Here is a 15909-nt window from a genome sequence, read left to right as displayed (position 1 = left end):
TTGCTTTCATAGGGGGTTCAGTTTATTCTTAATTTTCAAAACACAAACGAGAAAGCGCTTCAGCATAGATTACCATCGCGCGTTCCATCTCATCTAATCGCCAAGTTTCATTTGGTTGGTGCATGGTATCAACGGTATCAGCAAACATCGCTCCAAATGCCACACAATTTTTCATTGTGCGCGCAAAAGTTGCTCCACCTGAAACAAGAGGCTCACTCATATCACCTGTCACATCACGATAAGCCCCTAAAAGAGATTGAATTAACTCTGATTCAACCGGCACATAAAGTGAATCTAAATAATCAAATTCTTCATAGCTTAAATTAAAGTCGACTAATTTTTTCTCTAAACGAGCAACGACTTCTTCTTTTGTAAAGGTCACTGGTAAACGCAAATCTAAACCTATTTTTGTTTCTTTAGAACCTATCTCAACCGTTGCTGTATTAAAAGTTAATTTACCTGAAGCTTCATCGCTTACATCACCAACAACACTAAAACCATTCGCATCCGCTTTGACTACTTTTCCTAAAAAGTTAATGGCTGGATGGTCAATCACTTGACTGACTGCCTCAGCTAAGCGAGTATTCGCATTAATTCCTTTTGGTGCGTCTTTAGAGTGAATCGACTGCCCGGCCACAGTAATCTCGTCGGCTGTTTCTTGATAGTCATAACCTAGCTTATCTAACTCTACTTTGATTTCTTCTTGTTTTATTCCTTTATACGTTGCTGAGTCAGGCACAACATTTAAAGCTGTACCACCAGTAAAGGTAAAATCAGTACTTCCTTCACCTGTCACATACGCTTGTAGCAAACCTTTTTCAGCGTAAATTAATGGAAATTTCGAATCTGGTGCAAAACCTAAATCGATTGGACCTTCGTGCTTATGATATTGATCCATACAACGCCATAGTGTTTCTTCATCTGTTCCAAAAATAAATCGAACTTTTTTATTTAATTTAGCCCCACTATCTAAAACTGCTTTTAATGCATAAAGAGCTGCCATCGTTGGACCTTTATCATCTTGAACCCCTCGGCCTATGATTTTTCCTTCTTCAATAGTGGCAGAAAATGGCGGCACATTCCATAAACTTTCATCGCCAGGAGGCACGACATCTAAATGACATAACAGACCAAATGTTTCTTCTCCTTCACCCATCTCAGCATAGCCATAATAACCTTCTGGATCAATATACGTTGAAAAGCCTTCTTCTTTAAATAACGATAATGTTTCCTTTAGGCAATCTAAAACATCTTGTCCAAAAGGAGCACCCGGAACTGCTTCTTGTAAATAAGAAGGAACTTTTACTAAACGCTGCAGAGATATAATTGCTTCTTTTTTATGTTTTTCTGTTACAAATTGTTTCATGAAATCACCTTTCTTCTTTTGAGAATTCGTTTTCATACTCTCTTATTATACACCAATCGTCCGATTTATGTCATGTTTATTCTAGATAAAAAACAACGATTAAATCACTTTAATTCCATTTATCACATTCAGAATCAAAACAAATAAAATAACTAAACGATAAACCAAACCAACATGTTTCGTTGACATTTTTTTACTTAGGCTTGCTCCTAGCAAACCACCAATAATCGCTGCAGGAACAATATAAGTTAGCACGCTCAGATCATAGCGACCAAAACCGCTTGTCATTGCAATCGTCAGTATTTTCGCTAATTGTGAAAAAAGAATAATCACAATTGAGTAAACCGTTGATTTTTTCATGCTAAAACCAAAAACATACATCAACAAAGCAACATTAATCGGTCCTCCACCTATTCCCAATAAACTAGCTAGATAGCCTAATAAAAAACCGACCAATAGTTGACTGACTTGTGAATCTCGTTCAAGACTTTTCATTGAGGATAAACTATACCAATAGGACCCTATTAATGTTACTAGAGTTAAACCGATTTGAATTAGTAAGGCTTCACGACCACTTGGAAAATAATGAAGTAATCTTTCGAAAGTTACATTTCCCAAAATACCACCTACTACCGAACCAGAAGACAATAAAACGGCTGTCATAATCGAAAGTTGCATCCCATTCTTTAATTGCTTCAAAGTTGAAACAATCGACATTGTTAAAACAGCAACCGTTGAATAAAAAGAAATTGCATATACCGGGTGGACATTGATCGCATCCATCAGTGGTTTAATGATTACGCCACCCCCCATTCCTGAAATCGCTCCAACGCTATTCGCTAATATAATAATGAAAAAATAGATCCAGCCTATCATTTTCTTCCTCCTTTAAATTAAAAACAAAGAGATATCTTTTATTCTACACTGAAATCTTCTTGACTTCCACTGAGTTATCCTTTATTCTCTAGTTAACAACTAAACAGTAAACTATGAAGAGTTGAGGTAGTGATACGACACTATGACCTCACAGCAACGTACCTTAAACAGGCAACGTGCTTCCGTCGTAAACCATAGTGCGTTCTTTACTAACAGCTCGCATCATGGTGAGCTGTTTTTTTGTTATCTAATAAACATAAAGGACGGGTTCATATGTATTACTGGCAAGAGAATGAATTAGTTAAATTAAAAAGAGCAACCACAGAGGAAATCAGTACTAAATTTTATCACTATTTAGAACAAGCACGAGAAGAAAAGATTTTCGAGATAGAACTAGCAGAGGCTCGAAAGATGTTACGATTGCTCGATGAACATCCTCATTTTTCCAGTTGGGAAGCCGACTATCAAAAGATTTTAGCAACGTGTTTAGAAAGACGGCAGCAACACCCACTAGAGATTAAATTACCTAGAAGTTATACAGAGGCAATGAGTCAGCATTTAAAAAAATCAAAATAAAACAACAATTAAAAGTAAGGGAGGCGATTGATTATCCTCCTCTCACTTTTAACTGTTATTTTGATTGAGACTATTTTTTAAACTTGACTCTCTTTCATTTTTTTCAATGCGTCTTTCTCAATCGAAACGGTAAAAAAGAGAACAACGAATGAGAGAACTAAAAATAAACTCCAACTTACAGTACTGTTGAGTAGATTCGCACTCCCTAAAAAAATCAGTTGCCCGACAGGACCACCAATCATGACGATGGTTTGAAAAATACCTCCAGTAATCGCTAACTTTTCTTGTGGAACATCACGAATTAAAGTGGCTGAAAAACGTGGATTAACTTTTCCTAAAAAATAACCCAAGACCAGTAAATTGACAAATAATAAGACGCGGGATTGAATGAATAACAGATTGAGTGGAAATGCAATCATGACCAGTAATGCCCAACGAATCAAACGATTAATTTCCCAATTTTTAAAGAAATCGTTTGTCCAAATGGACCCAATAATTAAACCAACTGATAAACTGACTCCGATTAAAGAAATGGTTTGCGCATAGGACTGAAACCAAAGTCTACCTAAATCTAAAAGACTGATATTCAATAAACCAGTGATTGAGGTCCCAAATAAATTTACTAATAAAGCCATAATCAATACCATTTTTAGCAAAATATTTTTATTTAATAACACCATTGTTTCTTTTATATTGGACTTAAAAGATAATTTTTGACCCCCTTCTGTTACAGCTAGTGGCGTGACTACCTCTTTGAGAATAAAATCCTTTTGATGAATAAATAAAACCAAGGCTGCTGAAAAGAAAAAGAACGCATTGATAAATCCAAAGATTTGATATTCATAGTTCAGCCAAACAATCACCCAGCCTCCTAATCCCTGAAAAATTAACTGGACCAGTGTTGTCGCTGACATTTGAAATCCCATCACTGCATCAAGTTCCTCTGTTGCGACAAGTGATTTGAAATAAGGTAGACGTAAACCATTGCCGTAGTCTCCCAAACAATCCGAAACAACATTAATTACAAGTAATGTAAGAAACAAAGCTATTGAGGAAGGCAACGTCACTAAAAAAGCTAACAAGATAAAAAGTAAACCTTGTAACAACCGAGAAATAACCATCCATCTTTTTTTATTAAGCGTTTGATCGGCCAAATGCCCCATCCAAACATCTAAAAAAACCGGAATAAACATCGTTAACGAAGCTAGCATAATTGCTAGTTTATTAAAAGGTTGCTGGCTTGCATAGACAACAAAAACAATATTAAACAAACTATTTCCAATTGAAGTCAAGATTCCAGCATTGAATAAGGCACGATACCCCGAGTTCCGACGATATTCTTTCATTTATTCTCCACTCTTTTCTTTTTATATTTTAATTTATTACTCATCTTATTCTTACTTTGAGATGTAAATTAAGTATATAATACGATATAATAACCTTACTTATAATTACACTATAGTGGAAAGGAGTTTTAAAATGGAAGGTGCTTTATTTAGATCGTTACGTGAAAGTCGTCATCTCACCTTGCAACAAGTCTCTGATGAGATGAACAGCGTTTCATTTATTAGTAAGTTTGAAAAAGGACAATCTAATATTAGTTTGGTACGTTTCGAACGTTTATTACAACAAATCAATATGACCGTTGAAGAATTTTTTTATTTACGCTCTTTACAAATAAATCCAACACTGAACCAAGATCTTTCACCTTTAATGATGTATCAATCAAGTGATTTTTATTTGCAACTGGCTAAAGTCATCAAAATAAATTCAAATACTGAAAAAACAGGGTATCCAACGGCAATAACTGAATTAACTTTACTTAAAAATTATTTAAAACGTGACGTTCGATGGCAACGTTTTTTACTTACTTATATTGACATCTTAATCATTAGTATGCAGACCAATCTAAAACGAACGCTTCCAGAGGATAATTTTAAATACATTAAAGATGTTATGACACGTATAAAAAAAACGTCACAACCCATTTCTACCTATCTGGTTTCCGTTGATAATTGGGGTGTTTTTGAAATTATTTTATTTCGTTTATTCCTCTTTTCTTTTCCATTAGAACAAAGCTATACGCTACTAAAATTAGCTTTAAAAAGAACTGAAAAAGAAATTGGGTTGCCCTCAATGAAAGTCACTCGAATGGAAATTATTTTCTCAAGTTTTTCCCTTTTTGTTAATTATCGCAAACAAGAATGGGCAAAAGAAACGCTTGATATTGCTGAAAAATTATTAAAAGATAAGCAAGACTGTTTCAATAATATTCTGCTCATTTTTTACCAAGGATGGTATCAAATCATTTTTAATTCACGAGAGCACGGTATTCAAAAGTGCGAACAAGCCTTATCACTTTTCAAAATTCTAGACCAACCTACCCTCTACACCAATTATCAAAAACTCTTTCAAGCCTTAAAAAATTCATCTTTAAATAATCCAAATTCATTTATTTTTGTCTAAAAAAATAAAAGCGATTAGACCAGAGAGAAAGCTTTCACTCTGGTCTAATCGCTTATAAAGTACAACTAAATAAAAATCGCACTACTCATCATGGCGACTGTTACAGCCTCAATGTTATTAACCATCGTGATTAACGCTTGGTTACCTTCATTTTCTTTCACTTGTTTCAAAATGATTTTAATTATTTCACTTTCATCCCTTGTAAAATAATTTTTAAGTTTACGATTTTTATTTAAAAACGTCAATAACATCACACTTTGAATGTCTAATTCATTCCGTTCGATTTGTTCTTTTAATCGTTCAATTACAATTTTTCTGTAACCTTCTTGATCTGGTATTGAATGGACTGATTCTTCAAGATGACCAAATAAGTCTTTAAATTCCTTGTTTTTATAACTATAAAGTTCAGAAATTTTGGTTAGTTTAATCGTCTCTTTTTTAGCTAACACCTCATATAATGGTGCTAAAAATAACAATCGCCCTGATAATTTCTGGATGACTTTGACTTTTTTGTTATCAAAAATAATCACATCATCAAATAATAAATCTAATAGCGCAGCTGTAACCAAACTTAAACGTAAGTTTGGATCGTAACTCACCCTTTGGTTTTCTTTAAAAGCTAACAAAGTAAACTCTTGGCTTAAAGCTAACATCTTCCATCCCTTCTTTCTTTAACTACCTCTCTACTAATTTATAATAAACTTTTGAGGTTTGCCAGTACATTAACAGATAAATTAATACAAAAATAGAGACCGTTATCACATTAACTAGTAATAATAATTTCCAATTTCCCAAGCCAAAGAGAAGTAATAATTTACGAATAATTGGGAAAGCAAAGCCTAAATGAAGCGTCGCTAGAGCAATTGGAAAAAAGAAAACCATTAAAATTTGGCCATGAATAATTTTACGAACTTCTCGATGGCTCATCCCAACACGTTGCATAATTTCAAAACGTTCTTTGTCTTGATAACCTTCTGATATTTGCTTGTAGTAAATAATCATCCCCGTCGCAATTGTAAAAGTTAAGCCAAATATCAAGCCTAGAAAAAGAAAACCACCAATAAAAACTTTACTTTCTTTGCGGTCTAAATCAATCGATGAAAAACTTTGATTTCCTTCACTTTGACGTACTTCATTTTTTATCGTTTGTGCTAATTTCAATCGATCATTTTTCATTCCATTCATTGTCATAAAAACAGTCGTTTCCGGTTCAATATCATCCGGTACAAAAGTTTCTAGCCAATCTAACCCTATCTCTTCTGACGCAAAAACCACTAAATAAGTATCCATGATTCCCTCAATTGCTGGCATGAATGATGAATTTTTTAATTTCTTCTGAACTTTAAAACTTCGATCCTCTAATACCAATTGATTATCTGGATAATTTTCTAATGTAGCAATTGAATCCTCATTCAAATTTAAGTTTTCATCCGTCAAGCGTTCATATTCTTTCGCAGACATAAGAATTAAAAACTTAGCATTTTTACTAAATTTCTGACGTGGTAAAGCTTCATATTTTCCCTTTTTTTGTACAACCATTACTTGGTCTAAAAAAGAAACATCATTGATTTCATCAATTGAAACATCATTCTTTTCCGCAACCTCTTGTAAACGCTGTTGCCATTTTCCACTATTTTTAGTAACAATACTGATATCATAAGGGTTACGATTTTTCAAGACATCTTCTGAGCCAAAGTAAAGGCTCGCCGTTGTCGATAACGTCACTAAAACCATTGTACATAAAATAGTAATACTCGCTAAGCCTGCCGCATTTTGCTTCATCCGATACATCATACTTGAAACTGAAATAAAGTGATTCGGTTGATAATAAAATTTTTTATTTCGTTTTAATAACTTTAAAATCACAAGACTACTCGACATAAAAACACCATATGTTCCAACGATAACTAGGACAACAGCAATAAAGAAATAACTAATGGCTTCCAATGGCGATTGAATGGTTAATGAAATAATATAACCAGAAACAATACAAGCAACACCAATTATTCCAGATAGATATTTTACTTTAGGCTCTTTTTCACCTTGTTGTCCACCTTTTAAGAGTTCTATTGGATTGACTTTTCGCACTTGGAATATATTAAGCAAAAAAAGAAGCAAAAAAACAAATGAGAAAAGAAGTATTAATGTTACATAACTGCTCGCTGAAAATTCGTAACTAAATTCATTTGTGACATTGATCATTCTTTTAAAAATAAGAAAACATAGTCTGGCAAAAATTGTCCCCACGAGCAATCCTAATCCCATTGTTATCAGGTATGAGATTAGTGTTTCCCACCCCATTACACGTGTCAATTCACGCTTACCTAAACCCAAAATGTTATAAAGACCGAGTTCTTTTTTCCGTTGTTTCAGCAAAAAACTATTTGTATAAATTGAGAAGATAATCGTAAAAATCATAATGATTATACTTCCAAAATTAAACATTGTTAACGCTGCTTGAGCACTTGGAAGTGTCTCCATGCCTTTATTCTTTAAAAGAACTTGCATAATAACATTCAGAATCACCAAAAAGGACATGGATAAAATAAAAGGAGCATAAATAGACCTATTTTTCTTCAAATTGGAGATTGCTAATTTAAAATAAAACATCACTATCGCTCCTCTGTTAGTAAGACTGTCATATTTTCCGAAATCGTACTTAAAAACTGTTCATTTGATTGGTTCGCTCGATATAATTGATTAAAGACTTGTCCATCTTTTATAAATAAGACACGCTTAGCATGACTTGCTGCAACCGTACTATGTGTCACCATTAAAATCGTTTGACCTTCTTCATTTAACTGTTGAAATAAAGCCAATAATTGGGCTGATGTTTTAGAATCTAACGCTCCCGTTGGTTCATCTGCCAAAATCATCTCAGGTTGGGTAATAATCGCTCTAGCAGCGGCAGCTCTTTGCTGTTGTCCACCTGAAAGTTCGTATGGATATTTCTCTAATAAATCTGTCAATCCTAATTTTGGTGCTAAATTCAACAATCGATTTTCCATCTCAGATAAAGAGGTTTTTGCCAAAACTAAAGGCAACAAAATATTATCTTTAATTGAAAAATTATCTAGTAAATTAAAATTTTGAAAAACAAAACCTAAATTTTTCCTTCTAAAAATAGCAGCTTCTTGTTCTTTGATTGTTTCAACATTCATACCATTCAATAATATCGTTCCAGAAGTTGGCTGGTCTAACGTTGCAAGTAAATTAAGTAGTGTACTTTTTCCCGAACCAGATTCTCCCATAATCGCTAGATATTCTCCAGGCTCGACTGAAAAACTAATATCTTTCAAGGCTTCAACTTTAGAACCCCCTAAACGAGTATGATAAATTTTCTTAACATTTTTAACTTCTAATCGCTTCATTTTTAATTTCTCCCATCCGTTTTTTCTATACTCTTATCATATTAAACTTTTTAGAAAAAACCTACTTACAATAAATGAGCCAACCTTACACTTTTGTAAGATTGGCTTATTTAATCATTCTCGTAATCAATTTGCTTCATTTTTATACTCATTGTAGTCCCTTGATTCACCGTTGAGCTGATTTTCATTTCCATCCCTAAGCGTTGGGCAATCGCTTCACACATATGTAATCCTAAACCGGTGGCCTTTTTATCTTCTCGACCATTAAAACCGGTATAACCTTTTTCAAATACACGAGGTAAATCTTGTGGTAATATCCCAATACCTGTGTCACTAATTAACAGCTGCTCCTCTTTAAAATCAATAGTCAAGCCACCCTTTTTCGTATATTTAATACTGTTAAAGATGACTTGTTCCAAAATAAAAACAAACCACTTTTCGTCTGTTACAATTTCCCGTTCAAAAGGAACAATGGTTACTTTTAAATCTTTTTGAATAAAAAATGAAGCGTATTTTCGAATGACCTGTTTAACAGTTTGAAAAACATTGATTTTTGTTAAGACTAAATCTTCTTCTAAATGATTTAATTTTAAATAATGTAGCATCATCCCTAAATAATCATCCATTTTAAACATTTCATTTTTCATTTGCTTTGCATATCTCTGATTTTCTTGAGCTTGAACCAATAAATTTAAAGCCGCAAGCGGTGTTTTGATTTGATGCGTCCACATTCCATAATAATCAAGAAGCTGTTGATTTTGTTCCACTAAATTTTGTTGAAGCACTTCTTTTTCTTCAACTGCTAATCGGAACAACTCAGCATAGTCTTGCGCTAAAGGTGAAGCTGCCTCAGGTATTTTTTTTAATTGATCCGAATAAAAACCGTCTTGCTTTTTTAACCATTCTAAAAATTGATGTTGTTGATATTTTTTACGAAAATCAATCATCGTCCAAACTAACAAGATCAGAAAAGTAAATAGAAAACCATCAATTAATATAAACAGAGGTTGACGGTATAAATACACCGTAAAAAGAAAGGTGAAAAACAATAAACAATACAACAGATAAATATTTAAATTGGCCTTTAAATAAGATTTAAGAAATTTTTTTTTCATTTTATTCCTCCAATAAATACCCTCGATTTTTAACCGTTTGGATTCTTTTATCTAGACCTATTGGACCTAGTTTTTTGCGTAACCTCGTCATATTGACTGAAAGTGTGTTGCTATCTACAAACTCATCACTTTCCCAGAGTTTCTCCATCATCTCTTCGCGAGTCACGATTCGCCCGGCTGTTTGAAAAAGAAGTAACAATAACTTGCTTTCGTTTGGTGTTAAATCAACACTACCTTCACTTCCAACTACCTTGTTTTCCTGAGGAAGCAACTGGTAACTTGAAAAGATAACTTGATGACTTTGACCAAATTGATAACTTCGTCGTAATAAAGCTTGGATTTTTGCAACCAAAACAGTTAAATCAAAAGGCTTAACTACAAAATCATCCGCGCCCATATTCATCGCCATCACCATATTCATATTATCATTTGCCGAAGAAATAAAAATAATCGGTACTTCCGAAGTTTGACGTAACGTTTGACACCAGTAGAACCCATTATAGAAAGGTAAATAAATATCAAGTAAAACTAAATCAGCTTTAAATTCCTCGATTTCAAAAGTGACCTTCTGAAAATCGCTCACCGTTTGGCAAACAAATCCCCACTGAGTTAAATACTCCTTTAACGTTTCCGCTATTGTCGGGTCATCTTCAACGATAAAAATTCGTTGATTCATCTTCTCACCACCTCTCCTTGTTTGTTTATTCATCTAACTATACCACACCAAAAGAATAAAAAAATTGGTGAAATTTAGTAATCAAACTAAATTCGACCAATTCAAAATTATGATGAAAAAGCATAAATTGTTGTATAACTTTGCGTTTGCCCTGCTTCAAGAATTGGACTAACAAAGTTTTCTTGATTGATAGCATCAGGATAATATTGTGTTTCTAAACAAAAACCACTACGACTAGCATAATAAACACCATTTTTTCCAATCATTTTTGGTATTGCATTCCCCGTATAAAATTGAACTCCTGGTAAATTAGTACTCACCGCTAACTGTAGACCTGTTTGGTTACCGACAACTTTCGCAAAAGGGACACTCAAGCTTGGCGTCGTTAATACATAATTATGATCGTAACCTCCCGTTAACTTCAACTGTTCATCTTCTGTATTAATATCGACGCCGATTATTTTTGTTTGTTGGAAATCAAATGCTGTTCCTTCAACTTTACGAATCTCACCTGTTGGAATAAAGGCTTCATCTACTGGAGTATAACTTGATGCTTTTAATGTGAGTCGATGCTCTTCAATCGTTCCTGTTCCATGACCATTTAAATTAAAATAACTATGATTCGTTGGATTAAACAAAGTCGTCTGATTGCTTTGTCCTTCAAATGTGATACTTAATTTATGATCAAAAAGTTCATAAGTGATGATTGTTTCTAACCTACCAGGAAAACCTGTTTTTTCTTTTAATGAAACATGCTTCAAAATAAGCCGATCACTTTCCGACGTCACAACTTCCCACTGTGCTTGATGAAAGCCTGTACTTCCACTATGTAGATTATTTTCCCCTTCGTTGTTTTCTAGCTGATATGTTTGTTCTTCTAATCTAAACGACGCATTTTTCATACGATTGGCATTTGGCCCAATAGTTGCACCAAAATAAGTCTGTCCATAAGTCAGATAATTTTCCAACTGGTCATGTCCTAAAACAACATCAAGCCAACCGTCTTCTTTGGTCTTCACCTTTAAACTAACTAATGTTGCACCATAAGGAATTATTTTTAATTTCAAATACTCATTGCTCACTTCATAAATCTTTTGTTTTTCCATCTCATTCCCTGCTTTCTGGTCTATTCTTTACAAAAAAGAGATCGACTAAAAAGTCAATCTCTAACCTTTTTATAATTTTTAGCAACTGGTTAATTTAAATCTGTTAAGTCATGACAAATTTCTTTCGTTGCCGGATAAATTTTACGATACTCTCGGTAAATATCATTGTAACGAACCACTTGTTCTGGATTAGGTTCGATTACTTCACGATAATTCACAAATTGTTCCGCACAAGCTTGCATTGTCTGAAACCAACCCAGTCCAAGTGCTGCGATCATTGCAGCCCCTACACCAGGACCTTGCTCACTTTCCAAACAAACGATTTTAGCATTAAAAACATCTGCTTGAATTTGGAGCCATTCTTTATTTTTTGCTCCACCACCAACGGAAATAATTTGTTCAAATGTCTTATCTGTCAAAACAGTCATTTGTTCTTTACAATCACGTAACGAAAAAGTAATCCCTTCAAGAACAGCACGCGTTAAATTTTTCAACGTATGATTTGTATCCAATCCAATAAAACTACCACGAATTTTACTATCGGTATGAGGCGTTCGTTCTCCTACTATATATGGAGTAAATAACAAACCATTTGAACCAGCGGGGAGTTTTTCAATTCCTGATAGTAATTCGTCATAGCTTAAATCTTTTGCAAAAGTTTCTTTGAACCAAGTCAAGCTATGCCCAGCTGCCAAAGTAACCCCCATAGAATAGTAGGAATCTTTGACTCCATGATTAAAAAGGTGTAATTTACCTTGATAATTTGTATGATTTTGGGTTTCATAGGATAAAAAGACACCAGATGTTCCAATACTAATCATCCCTGTTCCTTCCGCCAAAACACCAGAACCTACGGCCGCACAAGCATTGTCAGCACCACCAGCAAAAACTTTAACGGCTTGAGTAAAACCAAATTCTTCAATAAGCTCTTCTTTTAAAAGACCAATCATTCCAGATGATTCAATCAATGTTGGTAAGTACTCACGTGGAATGTCGTATTTCTCTAAGATGTCCTGTGACCATGCTTTCTGATCCATGTCTAACATAATTGTCCCAGATGCATCTGAATAATCCATATAATACTGATCCGTCAGCCAAAGCCCGAGATAATCTTTCGGCAACATCATATGACGGACTTGAGACCAAATCTCAGGTTCATTCTCTTGAACCCAAAGTATTTTAGGTAACGTAAATCCTTCTAAAGCAACGTTACTTGTGATTGCAACGAGCTCCTCTTTAAATTCTGTCATCAAGCGGTCGCACTGAGCGGTCGTCCGTGTATCGTTCCATAAAATTGCAGGGCGTAAGACCTCATTTTTCCCACCTAATAAAACCAAACTATGCATTTGCCCAGAAAAACTAATTCCTTCTAACTTTTCAGTAAAATCAGCGACTTCAGTTTTAAGCCTTGTCAAAATAGTTCGACAAGCTGTCACCCAATCAATTGGGTTTTGCTCCATAAACCCTTTTTGTGGTTGAAGCAGCTCATAATCTGCTGAACTTGTTGCAATAATCTGACCCTTTTTATTCATTAAAATTCCTTTTAACGAGCCTGTTCCTAAGTCAATACCAAGAACGTATCCCATTTTGTGACACCTCTATCTTGCTTTATTTTTATTATAAATATCAAAGGCTACGGCTAAAAGTAACACAAATCCTTTGATGGCTTGTTGCCAATCAACACCAATTCCTAGTAGTGACATCCCATTGTTTAAAACACCCATAACTAAACCACCAACGATGGCTCCAAGAATGGTCCCGACACCACCATAAGCCGAAGCACCACCAATATAACATGCTGCAATCGCATCTAACTCGAAACCATTTCCTGCTGTTGCTGTCGCTGCATTTAAACGAGCTGAGAAGATAATTCCGGCAATAGCAGATAAAAGTCCCATGTTCATGAACATCATAAATTTGATTTTACGTGTTTTAATCCCTGATAAAGCTGCTGCTTTTTCATTTCCACCTGTCGCAAAGATATAACGACCTAGCGTTGTTCGTACTGTGATAAAACGATAAATTAAAATCAAGACTGCTAAAATAATTAAAACGTTAGGTAAGCCTTCGTAAGAAGCCATTGTATAAACAAACGCTGCAATCACAACTGTAAACGCAATCAATTTAGCATAGAAAATTCCCTTAGATTCTACTGGAAAACCAAAACTAACTTTTTTACCTCTTGTTTTAAAAGAGCTCCAAACATAAACAGCAATAATAATAGCACCAATAATTAAAGATAAAACATGAATTCCATCATTTTGAACAATATCAGGAATAAAGCCTGAACTTATTTTTTGAAAACTTTCTGGATAAGGTGAAAGTGATTTTCCATCTAAAACCACAATCGTTAAGCCACGAAAGATTAACATGCCTGCTAGAGTTGCGATAAAAGCTGGAACTTTAACAAACGCTACCCAAAAACCTTGGAAAGCACCTATCAAGAGACCAATTGCTAAACATAAAAGAATAGTAACAGGAGTCGACAAACCAAACTTAATCGTAAAAATGGCAGAAAGAGCTCCAACAAAAGCTGCAATCGAGCCGACAGATAAATCAATATCACCTAAAACAATTAAAATCAACATTCCGATTGCTAAAATTAAAATATAACTGTTTTGTAAAATAATGTTTGTAATATTCAGCGGTTGTAACAAGACTCCATTTGTTAATAATTGAAAAACAATCATAATAATAATTAAAAAGAAATACATACTGTATTTTTGAAAGCCATTTTTCAAAATACTAAAAATAGGAACATTTTTATCGCCATGTTCTTCGTTTGCCTTATTCATTATCTCTCCACCTTCTTAGTCATATATTCCATTAAAAGTTCTTGCGTTGCTTCTTCTTTTTTAAACTCACCTGTTAGTTGACCTTCGTTCATAGTATAAATCCGATCACACATTCCTAAAATTTCAGGTAACTCAGAAGAAATAATACAAACCGCTTTACCGGTTTTAGCCATTTCTTGAATAATCAAATAAATATCATACTTTGCACCCACGTCAATTCCGCGAGTCGGTTCATCTAAAAATAAAATATCAGGGTTAGAAAGTAACCATTTCGCAAGCACTACCTTTTGCTGATTTCCACCACTTAAACTGCCGACTTCTTGGAAAACAGTTTGACTTTTAATTTTCATTTTTTCTTTGTAATACTCAGAATTTTTAATTTCTTCGTTTTCATTAATAACCCCTGATTTGGCAATATCTTTTAAACTTGCCAGTGAAATATTTTGATTAATGCTATCAATTAAGATTAAACCATTTCCTTTCCGATCTTCTGTTACATAGGCTAATCCTTGATCAATCGCATCTTTCACATTATTAAGCTTAATTTCTTTTCCTTCTTTGAGAATAGTTCCACTGATATTTGTACCATAGCTCTTACCAAAAATACTCTGAGCTAATTCTGTACGGCCTGCCCCCATTAATCCAGCAATTCCGATAATTTCACCTTTTTTAATTGATAAATTTGCTCGGTCGACCACTTTACGATCTTGATGAAGTGGATGATAGACTGTCCAATCTTTTACTTCAAAATAAGAACCACCAATCGTTGGCTCATAATCTGGATAACGGTTATCTAAATCACGACCTACCATGCCTCTAATAATCCGATTTTCTGTCACTTGATGTTCTTTAACATCTAGTGTTTCAATCGTTTTACCATCACGTAAAATCGTTACCGAATCTGATACACTCATTACTTCATTCAACTTATGGGAAATGATAATACATGTCATTCCTTGTTTTTGAAACTCTTTTAATAATTTTAACAAGTTCTCACTATCATCCTCATTTAACGCTGCTGTTGGCTCATCGAGAATTAAAATTTCGACCTTCTTTGAAATCGCTTTGGCTATTTCAACTAATTGTTGTTTACCAACGCCAATATCTGTAATCAATGTACTAGGTGGCTCCGATAAACCGACAATTTCCATATACTTTCTAGCTTCGGTGATGGTCACATCCTCGTTGATAACACCGTGCTTCGCAATCTCATTACCCAAGAAAATATTTTCTGCAATCGACATATAAGGAATTAATGCTAATTCTTGGTGAATAATAACAATCCCTTTTTTTTCGCTATCTTTAATATCCTTAAATTGACACTCTTGATTTTTATAATTGATGGTTCCTTCATAATTTCCATGAGGATAAACACCACTCAAAACTTTCATTAATGTTGACTTGCCCGCCCCATTCTCACCACATAGCGCATGAATTTCACCTTTTTTTATCTGTAAGTTAACATCATTTAGAGCCTTCACACCGGAAAAATCTTTAGTGATATTTTTCATTTCTAAAATATACCCTGTCAATTCATTCACCTACCCTTTTTAATGAGACAA

The 15909-nt window shown here is 34.1% G+C and carries 14 protein-coding genes; 2 read left to right on the top strand and 12 right to left on the bottom strand.

The genetic code is table 11. The features are described from left to right. Positions 1-28: 28 nt before the first annotated feature. Together ACTJFD_RS05340 and ACTJFD_RS05335 are read right to left on the bottom strand one after the other, a co-directional pair. Positions 29-1366, bottom strand: coding sequence for a M20 family metallopeptidase (locus tag ACTJFD_RS05340; RefSeq protein ID WP_442260122.1), 1338 nt, complete (start codon positions 1364-1366; stop codon positions 29-31). Positions 1367-1465: 99 nt separating this feature from the next. Continuing rightward, the gene (locus ACTJFD_RS05335) at positions 1466-2242 is read right to left on the bottom strand and encodes a sulfite exporter TauE/SafE family protein (protein ID WP_442260120.1); all 777 of its coding nucleotides are present in this window, start codon (positions 2240-2242) and stop codon (positions 1466-1468) included. A gap of 273 nt (positions 2243-2515) precedes the next feature. On the opposite strand from ACTJFD_RS05335, the gene ACTJFD_RS05330 reads away from it, so the two are divergent. After that, a complete protein-coding gene (locus tag ACTJFD_RS05330; RefSeq protein ID WP_442260119.1) occupies positions 2516-2818 on the top strand; it encodes a hypothetical protein in 303 nt (100 codons plus the stop codon). 77 nt (positions 2819-2895) lie between these two features. On the opposite strand, the gene ACTJFD_RS05325 is transcribed toward ACTJFD_RS05330, so the two are convergent. Next, positions 2896-4164, bottom strand: a complete 1269-nt coding sequence (locus tag ACTJFD_RS05325; protein WP_442260118.1) for an MFS transporter — start codon at positions 4162-4164, stop codon at positions 2896-2898. A 133-nt stretch (positions 4165-4297) separates the two neighbouring features. Between ACTJFD_RS05325 and ACTJFD_RS05320 the strand changes: the two genes are divergently transcribed. Beyond that, positions 4298-5284, top strand: a complete 987-nt coding sequence (locus ACTJFD_RS05320; protein ID WP_442260116.1) for an Rgg family transcriptional regulator — start codon at positions 4298-4300, stop codon at positions 5282-5284. 65 nt (positions 5285-5349) lie between these two features. Here the strand turns inward: ACTJFD_RS05320 and ACTJFD_RS05315 are convergent, their stop codons facing one another. The 9 genes from ACTJFD_RS05315 to mmsA form a co-directional block, all read right to left on the bottom strand. Next, positions 5350-5937, bottom strand: a complete 588-nt coding sequence (locus ACTJFD_RS05315; protein WP_442260115.1) for a hypothetical protein — start codon at positions 5935-5937, stop codon at positions 5350-5352. Positions 5938-5959: 22 nt separating this feature from the next. After that, positions 5960-7894: an FtsX-like permease family protein gene (locus ACTJFD_RS05310; protein ID WP_442260114.1), complete on the bottom strand. Its 1935-nt coding sequence runs from the start codon at positions 7892-7894 to the stop codon at positions 5960-5962. A gap of 2 nt (positions 7895-7896) precedes the next feature. After that, complete coding sequence (locus ACTJFD_RS05305) at positions 7897-8655, bottom strand: ABC transporter ATP-binding protein (protein ID WP_442260112.1); 759 nt, start codon at positions 8653-8655, stop codon at positions 7897-7899. Between the two features lie 110 nt (positions 8656-8765). Beyond that, positions 8766-9770, bottom strand: a complete 1005-nt coding sequence (locus tag ACTJFD_RS05300; protein ID WP_442260110.1) for a sensor histidine kinase — start codon at positions 9768-9770, stop codon at positions 8766-8768. A gap of 1 nt (position 9771) precedes the next feature. Beyond that, the gene (locus tag ACTJFD_RS05295) at positions 9772-10446 is read right to left on the bottom strand and encodes a response regulator transcription factor (protein WP_442260108.1); all 675 of its coding nucleotides are present in this window, start codon (positions 10444-10446) and stop codon (positions 9772-9774) included. A 107-nt stretch (positions 10447-10553) separates the two neighbouring features. Continuing rightward, positions 10554-11552, bottom strand: a complete 999-nt coding sequence (locus tag ACTJFD_RS05290; protein WP_442260106.1) for an aldose epimerase family protein — start codon at positions 11550-11552, stop codon at positions 10554-10556. Between the two features lie 89 nt (positions 11553-11641). Continuing rightward, on the bottom strand, positions 11642-13138 hold the full coding sequence (gene xylB, locus ACTJFD_RS05285; RefSeq protein WP_442260105.1) for a xylulokinase: 1497 nt from the start codon (positions 13136-13138) through the stop codon (positions 11642-11644). A gap of 12 nt (positions 13139-13150) precedes the next feature. After that, the gene (mmsB, locus tag ACTJFD_RS05280) at positions 13151-14347 is read right to left on the bottom strand and encodes a multiple monosaccharide ABC transporter permease (protein WP_442260103.1); all 1197 of its coding nucleotides are present in this window, start codon (positions 14345-14347) and stop codon (positions 13151-13153) included. After that, positions 14347-15879 carry a multiple monosaccharide ABC transporter ATP-binding protein gene (gene mmsA, locus ACTJFD_RS05275; RefSeq protein WP_442260101.1) on the bottom strand — a complete coding sequence of 511 codons (1533 nt, stop codon included), beginning with the start codon at positions 15877-15879 and terminating at the stop codon, positions 14347-14349. Before mmsA ends, mmsB begins: the two co-directional genes overlap by 1 nt. Between the last annotated feature and the right edge of the window lie 30 nt (positions 15880-15909).

The sequence above is a fragment of the Vagococcus sp. genome (assembly GCF_052102835.1).
Classification (GTDB): Bacteria; Bacillota; Bacilli; order Lactobacillales; family Vagococcaceae; genus Vagococcus.
The sequence above is the reverse complement of the archived record's forward strand: the minus strand, read 5'-3'. Positions and strand labels throughout refer to the sequence as shown.

What these genes read in the sequence shown, in the direction of transcription:
- ACTJFD_RS05315 (WP_442260115.1), bottom strand. Translation starts at nt 5,937, where the DNA reads ATGTTAGCTTTAAGCCAAGAGTTTACTTTGTTAGCTTTTAAAGAAAAC.
- ACTJFD_RS05295 (WP_442260108.1), bottom strand. Translation starts at nt 10,446, where the DNA reads ATGAATCAACGAATTTTTATCGTTGAAGATGACCCGACAATAGCGGAA.
- ACTJFD_RS05300 (WP_442260110.1), bottom strand. Translation starts at nt 9,770, where the DNA reads ATGAAAAAAAAATTTCTTAAATCTTATTTAAAGGCCAATTTAAATATT.
- ACTJFD_RS05320 (WP_442260116.1), top strand. Translation starts at nt 4,298, where the DNA reads ATGGAAGGTGCTTTATTTAGATCGTTACGTGAAAGTCGTCATCTCACC.
- mmsB (WP_442260103.1), bottom strand. Translation starts at nt 14,347, where the DNA reads ATGAATAAGGCAAACGAAGAACATGGCGATAAAAATGTTCCTATTTTT.
- ACTJFD_RS05335 (WP_442260120.1), bottom strand. Translation starts at nt 2,242, where the DNA reads ATGATAGGCTGGATCTATTTTTTCATTATTATATTAGCGAATAGCGTT.
- ACTJFD_RS05310 (WP_442260114.1), bottom strand. Translation starts at nt 7,894, where the DNA reads ATGTTTTATTTTAAATTAGCAATCTCCAATTTGAAGAAAAATAGGTCT.
- ACTJFD_RS05330 (WP_442260119.1), top strand. Translation starts at nt 2,516, where the DNA reads ATGTATTACTGGCAAGAGAATGAATTAGTTAAATTAAAAAGAGCAACC.
- ACTJFD_RS05305 (WP_442260112.1), bottom strand. Translation starts at nt 8,655, where the DNA reads ATGAAGCGATTAGAAGTTAAAAATGTTAAGAAAATTTATCATACTCGT.
- ACTJFD_RS05325 (WP_442260118.1), bottom strand. Translation starts at nt 4,164, where the DNA reads ATGAAAGAATATCGTCGGAACTCGGGGTATCGTGCCTTATTCAATGCT.
- xylB (WP_442260105.1), bottom strand. Translation starts at nt 13,138, where the DNA reads ATGGGATACGTTCTTGGTATTGACTTAGGAACAGGCTCGTTAAAAGGA.
- ACTJFD_RS05340 (WP_442260122.1), bottom strand. Translation starts at nt 1,366, where the DNA reads ATGAAACAATTTGTAACAGAAAAACATAAAAAAGAAGCAATTATATCT.
- ACTJFD_RS05290 (WP_442260106.1), bottom strand. Translation starts at nt 11,552, where the DNA reads ATGGAAAAACAAAAGATTTATGAAGTGAGCAATGAGTATTTGAAATTA.